Below are 7,867 nucleotides of genomic sequence, written 5' to 3'. Positions count from 1 at the left end.
TGGGAGAAGACCGCGCTGCCTCCCCGTTGTAGCAACTGGCGCGACACGGAGAAATCAGAGTTTGAGAGATATTTTGCGTAAGTCCTAATATATATAGGAATCCGGTTTGATTCCTGAATTTACTTGCGTGGGTAGGGAATAGGGAATAGGAGATAGATGCATACGAACTTTTTGCTACCGATAAGAGGACTTTTCAAACATCCTCTAAGGTAAGATGCTAATGGCAAAGCTGTGAAGCTATGATAATATCTAAATCAAATTTTTACCTAATCCATATTACTGTTTTGATTAATCAACACTCCGAAAACCTTTTAAACACTCAACTGGAAAATGTGTCAGGTGAAGGCTATATATTTAGCTGGTTTGATTGGTTTTGTCTTTGGTATCCTCCAGGCTGGCTAATTTTATTCAACCGCCATTGGCAGCACTATCAAACCGATCCAGATGGTTGGAATTGGCCCGAATATGGATTATTTTTAATTCCTGGTGGATTTTATCTGGCGCTGCTGAGTCGCTGGGTGCGTCTTGGTTTTCGTTTACCCCGAAAAGAAGTTGGTGAATTTGATCCCAAATATCAACAAGCTTTTAGCAAAGAAGTTCTCGGCCCGATCATTAAATACTATTTTCGGGGAGAATTGCAACAAGTCGAAAACTTGCCGCCAACAGGGCCATTGATTGTGGCAATGAATCACGCAGGGATGTGTTTTCCTTGGGATTTTTTGACTTTGGGTTATTTATTAAGTGAAATCAAAGGATGGGTGGTACAACCCGTAGCAAGTCCAGCATTATTTGAGCATCCTTGGGTAATTTGGTGGCTACCACCTAAATGGTCGCAGGTTTTGGGTGGTGTACGAGCCGAATTAGATAATTTTGAAACAGCGATCGCTGCGCCCGCCGCAGGCATCGCTCAAGGTAAAATTCTCTTATATGCACCCGAAGGTATGCGCGGCCCTCTAAAAGGTTGGAAAAAACGCTATCAACTAGAAAAGTTTGATGTGAGTTTTATTAAGTTGAGCGATCGCTATCAAATTCCCATTCTGCCAGTAGTTTGCATCGGTAGTGAATATTTACATCCTTGGACTGTTAATTTCCAGAAATTGCAACGACTAGTCAAATTACCATTCTTGCCTTTCTCGCCTTTGATGTTTGTCTTAATTCTGTTTCCTTCAATGGGAATTTGGGCAATGAGAATTCGTCTGCGTTACTTTATTCAGCCTTTGGAACAAGTAGGGGTGAAAACTCACTCCGGTAAAGGGCGTGTAGCAATCTATCAACAGGCGCAAGAATTACGAGAAAAACTGCAAACTAAAATTACTTTGATGGTAAATAAATCCGCGCTGTAAGAGGTTGTTTGAAAAGTGGTATGTTGTGATCCTAATGGAATGATTACCCCCCTTAATCCCCCCTTATAAAGGGGGGAAACAAGAAAATCCGGTTCCCTCCCCTTTATAAGGGGAGGGTTAGGGTGGGGTAAAAGAATATTTGATACATCAATCATGACTTTTCAAACATCCTCTAAGCTCGACTTTATCCAAAATTAAGAACTCGGTTTTCTTTATCCGGCAAAAACCCTGGCTTTTTGGCAAATACTTTTTCCACTTCACAGATTATCGATGAAGTTAAAAAAGTAAAATTACCGTCCTACAAAGGTTTCAGCGATAGCGATCGCATTGCGAAAAAAATGGATAAAGTCGAGCTAAGGGGAAAGCGCAATGCTCATAGGTGTCAACTTAAGGTGAAAGCCAGTCTGAACACGTTATCTCGTTCCCAGTCTCAGACTGGGAATGCCCGTCGTTGAGGCTCCGCCTCAAGACTTGCGGCAGAGCCGCAATTGAAGAGCATTTCCAGCCAGAGGCTGAAAACGAGGTTTAAAAAGGGTTTTACCTGAAGTTGATACCAATGAGCATTGCGCTTTACCCCGACGACAGATCCGGTTTTTTCCATCACCCATATTTGGTATTCTCTGTGAATGCGTAAGTCCTATTTAAGAAAAGAATCGTGATTTTAAGAAAAAAATCGTGACTTTAAGGAAAAAATCATGACTTTAAGAAAAAAGTCGTGATTTTAAGAAAAAAATCGTGATTTTAAGGAAAAAATCGTGATATTAAGAAAAAAGTCGTGATATTAAGGAAAAAATCGTGAACTTAAGGGAGAAATTGTGATTTTAAGGGAAAAATTTTGATATTAAGAACAAAATCGCAACTTTAGTAACGATAGCTTCTAGATCCGGGGTGATGGTTGCTGAAATGGTGTCTTGTTTAATATATTTTTATTTAGTACAAATATACTAATTTGCTGCTAAAATGCCTTACAAGTCAGCTAGCCTTGCTTGAGGTAGTATGAAAAAAATCCCAGACACGGACAAAAAGCCCATTTTGCTGAAAGTTTCGCTGTTGCAGCCGACATCTGTAACTACTGCGATAGTGCCACTGCAACCCCAAGAGAAAAAAATGATCAGTGAACGGGAGCGTTTGATCGCGCAAGTCGAACGTATCAATCAAATGGCAGGAGAGTTAGAAGCAGCGATATTAGAATTGAAAGCGATCGCTAACACACTGAATACTCAAAAACGTTACCCACTCTTGAAAAAGGAGCTAGGCAAAAATATTTGTCAGTATTTGGCAGTTAGCGTCCCTTGGGTGAAACGAAAGCCTGACGAATCATTTATTCTGACGACGCGAAGAGTTGATTTATTCCGAGCCGAAAGGGAAGCCGCACAGCTAGCACAGCAACTTCGTCAGCAAAGCAAAAAAAGATTAGCATCGCAGCGACACAGAAAAAACCAGAGTGGGGCTGAGGCTCACACAAAATGCTTGTCAAAAAGGTATTAGTCAACAAATCTTAAAATTATCAACATTCAACGGCAGCTCACCCCAGAGGTTGTAACAGTTATGCTGATTGAAGTGGTAGAAGGAACTTCTTACTCAAAATTGCTAGATACCACACTGCCATTGCTAATTGCAACCACGGTTGGTGGCAAATAGGCAAAGCTGCCCTAATATTTGTACTTCCGTAAAACCAGAGTGCAACATCAGGGACAATCAATCAGCGCACAGAAGGGGTAAAAAGAAGGTGTTAAAGACACTTTTAGTGATTGCCGTTGGTTTTTTACCGTCCCTGATTTCCCTGTGGGTGATCCGCAAAACCCATTTGCGATCGCGCTTACGGCTCAGACAAGCAGCCATGAATTTTACATCGGTGCAGGGACGGCAAAACGTTAGAGCAGTTGAAGGCGATCGCTATTATTTAGAAGGGGTGGGTTATCTGATTGGCGACATCAGCTGCAAATTTAATGCCCGATCTGGTTACATTCGCTGTGCTGTCAATCCCGATGGCCCATGTAATGGTTGCCGTCACTATGAACCTAAGAAATTAGCTGATAGTGAAAAAAAGGCTTAAGAGTGCTTACTTAGTACTCAACTGAACTGACAAAGCGACTTCATAGCACATTCCCAAATAGAACCGGGGAATGATAAAATCATTACTAATTATAATAATTTGTATTTACAAAGACTTTGAATATTTGTCTTTGCATGGTGGAATAAGAATGATTTAATAGAATTCGTGCAAGAGTGTAAATCTGCGTCATTTTGTTTGCAGATTATGAACTTTACTATTAGCTTTTGCCGAATATCTAATAACTACATGATTATTCAACGATGAACAACGCGATCGCTCGGACAACAGCATTATTATCAACTTGCGCTTTGCTCCTAACAGGCTGTGGTGGTGGCACTAAGACTGTGACAAATTCTCCAACTAATAGTCCAAATAGTACCACAAATAACACTCCAACTGATACCGCAGCGACAACGGGTACATCGTCGGTTGCTATTCCCATTGGTATTGCCGTTGCCCAAACTAGCAACGTGGCATTACTAGGTCAAGAACAAGTCGCTGGAGCCAAACTTGCCGAGAAGTATTTCAATAGTAAAGGTGGTGTTAATGGCACACCAATTAAATTGGTGTTTCAAGATACTAGCGGTGATGAAACCGGGGCAATTAACGCTTTTCAAACTTTAATTAACAAAGATAAAGTTATTGGGATTGTCGGCCCAACTTTATCACAGCAAGCCTTTAGTGCTGACCCCATTGGCGATCGTGCAAAAGTACCAATTATTGGGCCATCAAATACTGCTAAAAACATTCCCGAAATTGGTGATTACGTTGCTCGTGTTTCTGCACCAGTTTCCATCGTCGCACCTAATTCGGTGAAAGCTGCACTTAAGCAAAATCCTCAACTTAAAAAAGTTGCAGTTTTCTATGCTCAGAATGATGCCTTTAGCAAGTCAGAAACGGAAATTTTTCAACAAACAGTTAAGGATCAAGGGCTAGAATTGGTAACAGTACAAAAGTTCCAAACCAGTGATACAGATTTTCAAAGCCAAGCGACTAATGCGATTAATCTCAAACCAGATTTGGTAATTATTTCTGGCTTGGCTGCGGATGGTGGGAATTTAGTCCGACAACTGCGGGAACTGGGTTATAAAGGCTTAATTGTCGGTGGTAATGGTCTAAATACATCGAATATATTGCCAGTTTGTAAAGCGCTTTGTGATGGCGTATTGATTGCTCAAGCTTACAGTCCAGAACATCCAGGTGAAATTAACGCGGCATTTCGCAAAGCCTATAATGACGAATACAAAAAAGAGCCACCCCAATTTAGCGCCCAAGCTTTTGCAGCAGTACAGGTTTATGTCGAAGCCCTCCAAGCTTTAGATAAAAAGAGCAAAGTTAACAAATTACAGCTAGCAGAATTGCGGACAGAATTAAATAAACAGATACTTGTGGGAAGATACAATACACCACTGGGTGAAATTGGTTTTACTCCCATAGGTGAAGTTGTTCAAAAAGATTTTTATGTAGCCCAAATCAAGATGGGAAAAGACGGAAGCCAGGGTAAATTCACATTCCTAAAATAGTTGCTACATGAATATAAATCTATTTTTGCAGCAATTATTAAATGGGTTATCCATCGGCAGCGTCTATGCAATTTTTGCCTTAGGATATACCTTGGTTTATTCTATTTTGGGCATCATTAATTTAGCTCATGGCGCGATTTTTACCTTGGGCGCATATTTCACTTATGCACTCATGGGTGGTAACTTTGGATTTAACGGCTTATTGGCTAATGCAGCCTTGCCGATAAAATTACCTTTTGCTATATCCTTGATTTTAGGAAGTACCTTGGCGGGATTGGTAGGGGTAGTAATGGAACGAGTTGCTTTTCAACCTTTGCGCCGTCAAGGATCTGATCCTTTACTAACTGTTGTTTCCAGCTTGGGGGTAGCAGTGGTAATTGTGAATTTAATCCAGTATTTAGTAGGCGCGGAAAGTTATACATACCCCGCAAATACTTATGGTAATTTGCCCCCTGCGATTAACTTTGGGAGTCCAGAAAACCCAATTCCAATTCGCAGTGTTCAGGTGGTAATTTTTAGTGTATCAGTGGTGATTGTGGCAATTCTTACCTATTTTATCAATCGAACTAAATATGGTAAAGCAATGCAGGCGATCGCAGAAGATCCAACTACAGCTAGTTTGTTAGGAATTAATAGCGATCGCTTTATCATTTTAACATTCTTCATCAGCAGTTTTTTAGCAGGATTGGCGGGAACTTTAGTTGCTTCTAGTGTTAGTATTGCCGGGCCATATTTCGGCATTGCTTTTGGATTGCGGGGTTTAGCGGTAATTGTCTTAGGTGGTTTAGGTAGTATTCCTGGTGCAGTATTGGGAGGTTTGTTAATTGGACTAGTGGAGGCGTTTGTACCCGCCGAATACTCTGGATATAAAGACGCAGTAGCCTTTGGAATTTTGTTTATCATGTTATTAGTTAGACCCCAAGGTTTGCTAGGACGGCGGTTTATTCAGAAAGTGTAAAGAGACGTAGCCCTATGAAAACATACACCAAACAAAAATTAACTTTTGAGCAATTTTTAGAACAGTGTCCAGAGGAAGGTTTATATGAACTTGTGGATGGAGAAATTGTAGAAGTGCGTGCAACTAGAAATCATGATGATGTCGCTGATTTTATCGCTGACTCTTTCTATGATGAAATTAGGCGAATTAACCTAAATTACGTAGTAACAAACACAGCATTACTGAGAACTATAACTGCCAATGGAATAGAACAAGGGCGCAAGCCTGATGTAAGTGTCATAGATAAAGATAGATGGCGCTCAAATCGTTCTGCTTATTCTGCACTTGAAGAACCCATCCAGTTAGCTATAGAAGTGACATTAACTAATTGGGAAGATGACTACATTGATAAATTAGATGAATATCAACGCTTAGGGATTACAGAATATTGGATTATAGATTATTTAGCGATCGGGCTAAGAGAGTATTTAGGAAATCCAAAAGTTCCGGCTGTATTTGTTTTTCTATTAGATGCTGAGGGAAAATACCAACGCACACAGTTTAGAGGTTCAGAACGGATTGTGTCACGAACTTTTCCTGAACTGGCGCTGACAGCAGAGCAAATCTTAACAGCTTAATATAGGAGTTCTTGTTTGGATGCAATACACTCTGACCTCACTTCCATTCCTCTCTCCTAAAAGGAGAGAGGCTTTGAGCTTACTCCCCTTCCCTTGTAGGGAAGGGGCTGGGGGTTAGGTCTGTATTCCATGCAATTGAGAACCGCTATAGTTGATAAAAGCGATAGTTTAATTAAGCTTAATCAAAATGTTTTAAAATGGCTGATTTTTTCGCTACTTACGGTTCTCTAATTGTCTCTATGGTATTGGGGGCGCTACTAGGGTTATCGCTTTACTTACCGCTAATGACAGGACAATTGTCTTTAGCTAGTCCAGGGTTTTATGCTTTAGGTGGATATATTGCAGCAATTTTATCCACAAAAGTTTTTACATCTAGCAGTAGTTTATATCCCATTCCATTGTTGTTATTGGAGATGTTAATTGCTGGTGCAATTTCTGGTTTATTGGGTGTAATAGTGGGAATTCCGGCGTTACGGTTGCGAGGAATTTATTTAGCGATCGCAACTATCGCTTTTGTGGAAGTTCTGCGCGTCATCTCCCTTAATCTAGATATTACAGGCGGTGCTGTCGGGATTTTTGGCATTCCTCAACCTTTCCAAACACAACTTGAATATTTATGGATTGCTTTACCCTTACTATTAATTAGTATGGTGCTGCTTTACCGTTTAGAACGCATCCGCGTCGGAAGGGCTTTTATCGCTATCCGCGAAGATGAATTAGCTGCGAGTGCAATGGGAATTAATCCCACTTATTACAAAGTTTTGGCATTTACACTAGGGGCTATGCTTGCAGGGATGGTAGGTGCAATTAGCGCTCACTTTCTCAATACCTGGAATGCTCGTCAAGGTACTTTTGATGCCAGTATTATATATTTAACTTTTGTTTTAATTGGTGGTTCGAGAACTTTTTTAGGGCCGGTAGTCGGAGGTATGGTATTTACAGCCTTACCAGAGATTCTGCGAAGTCTAGCTGATACTGGTGGTTTACCTAATTGGTTAGCACAATTTTTGCGCGATGGGAGATTAATTATTTTTGGCTTACTAATCGTAATAGGTACAATCTTTTTCCCCCAAGGGCTAATTACTCCAAATATTTTTCAAAGACGCAAAACCCAAAAGTGAACTATTCATAATAATATGCAAAAATGTCAAATGATGTCCGGGCAATTAAGCATAATACCCGGAACCCCAAAGAGTGAAAGCTGTGGTTTAGCTAACCTCCCATCATGCCTACGGTGTACACACAAGTCGAATTACCCCCCTTAGTCCCCCCTTATAAAGGGGGGAAACAGGAAATCTAGTCCCCCCTTATAAAGAGGGGGGAAACAGGAAATCTAGTTCCCTCCCCTTTATAAGGGGAGGGTTAGGGTG

The 7,867-nt window shown here is 40.7% G+C and carries 8 protein-coding genes; all 8 read left to right on the top strand.

Features of this window, described 5'->3' with window-relative positions; translation table 11 throughout:
- Nucleotides 1-284: 284 nt before the first annotated feature.
- The 8 genes from HWQ41_RS26740 to HWQ41_RS26705 all read left to right on the top strand — a co-directional run bounded on the left by HWQ41_RS26740 (nucleotide 285) and on the right by HWQ41_RS26705 (nucleotide 7,618).
- Nucleotides 285-1,343, top strand: a complete 1,059-nt coding sequence (locus HWQ41_RS26740; RefSeq protein WP_292769908.1) for a 1-acyl-sn-glycerol-3-phosphate acyltransferase — start codon at nucleotides 285-287, stop codon at nucleotides 1,341-1,343.
- A 236-nt stretch (nucleotides 1,344-1,579) separates the two neighbouring features.
- Nucleotides 1,580-1,798 carry a hypothetical protein gene (locus HWQ41_RS26735; RefSeq protein ID WP_292769906.1) on the top strand — a complete coding sequence of 73 codons (219 nt, stop codon included), beginning with the start codon at nucleotides 1,580-1,582 and terminating at the stop codon, nucleotides 1,796-1,798.
- 541 nt (nucleotides 1,799-2,339) lie between these two features.
- Nucleotides 2,340-2,831, top strand: coding sequence for a hypothetical protein (locus HWQ41_RS26730; RefSeq protein WP_292769905.1), 492 nt, complete (start codon nucleotides 2,340-2,342; stop codon nucleotides 2,829-2,831).
- Nucleotides 2,832-3,072: 241 nt separating this feature from the next.
- The gene (locus HWQ41_RS26725; protein ID WP_292769904.1) at nucleotides 3,073-3,399 is read left to right on the top strand and encodes a DUF6464 family protein; all 327 of its coding nucleotides are present in this window, start codon (nucleotides 3,073-3,075) and stop codon (nucleotides 3,397-3,399) included.
- A gap of 260 nt (nucleotides 3,400-3,659) precedes the next feature.
- Complete coding sequence (locus tag HWQ41_RS26720) at nucleotides 3,660-4,922, top strand: ABC transporter substrate-binding protein (protein ID WP_292769903.1); 1,263 nt, start codon at nucleotides 3,660-3,662, stop codon at nucleotides 4,920-4,922.
- Between the two features lie 7 nt (nucleotides 4,923-4,929).
- Complete coding sequence (locus HWQ41_RS26715; protein ID WP_292769901.1) at nucleotides 4,930-5,880, top strand: branched-chain amino acid ABC transporter permease; 951 nt, start codon at nucleotides 4,930-4,932, stop codon at nucleotides 5,878-5,880.
- Between the two features lie 14 nt (nucleotides 5,881-5,894).
- Nucleotides 5,895-6,497, top strand: coding sequence for a Uma2 family endonuclease (locus HWQ41_RS26710; RefSeq protein WP_292769899.1), 603 nt, complete (start codon nucleotides 5,895-5,897; stop codon nucleotides 6,495-6,497).
- 197 nt (nucleotides 6,498-6,694) lie between these two features.
- Nucleotides 6,695-7,618: a branched-chain amino acid ABC transporter permease gene (locus tag HWQ41_RS26705; protein WP_292769897.1), complete on the top strand. Its 924-nt coding sequence runs from the start codon at nucleotides 6,695-6,697 to the stop codon at nucleotides 7,616-7,618.
- Nucleotides 7,619-7,867: the final 249 nt, after the last annotated feature.

It is taken from the genome of Nostoc sp. NOS(2021), from assembly GCF_017115025.1.
GTDB lineage: Bacteria > Cyanobacteriota > Cyanobacteriia > Cyanobacteriales > Nostocaceae > Nostoc.
Note: the sequence above shows the minus strand (reverse complement) of the source record. Positions and strands in the feature narration are given on the sequence as shown.

What these genes read in the sequence shown, in the direction of transcription:
- HWQ41_RS26730 (WP_292769905.1), top strand. Translation starts at nt 2,340, where the DNA reads ATGAAAAAAATCCCAGACACGGACAAAAAGCCCATTTTGCTGAAAGTT.
- HWQ41_RS26720 (WP_292769903.1), top strand. Translation starts at nt 3,660, where the DNA reads ATGAACAACGCGATCGCTCGGACAACAGCATTATTATCAACTTGCGCT.
- HWQ41_RS26715 (WP_292769901.1), top strand. Translation starts at nt 4,930, where the DNA reads ATGAATATAAATCTATTTTTGCAGCAATTATTAAATGGGTTATCCATC.
- HWQ41_RS26710 (WP_292769899.1), top strand. Translation starts at nt 5,895, where the DNA reads ATGAAAACATACACCAAACAAAAATTAACTTTTGAGCAATTTTTAGAA.
- HWQ41_RS26705 (WP_292769897.1), top strand. Translation starts at nt 6,695, where the DNA reads ATGGCTGATTTTTTCGCTACTTACGGTTCTCTAATTGTCTCTATGGTA.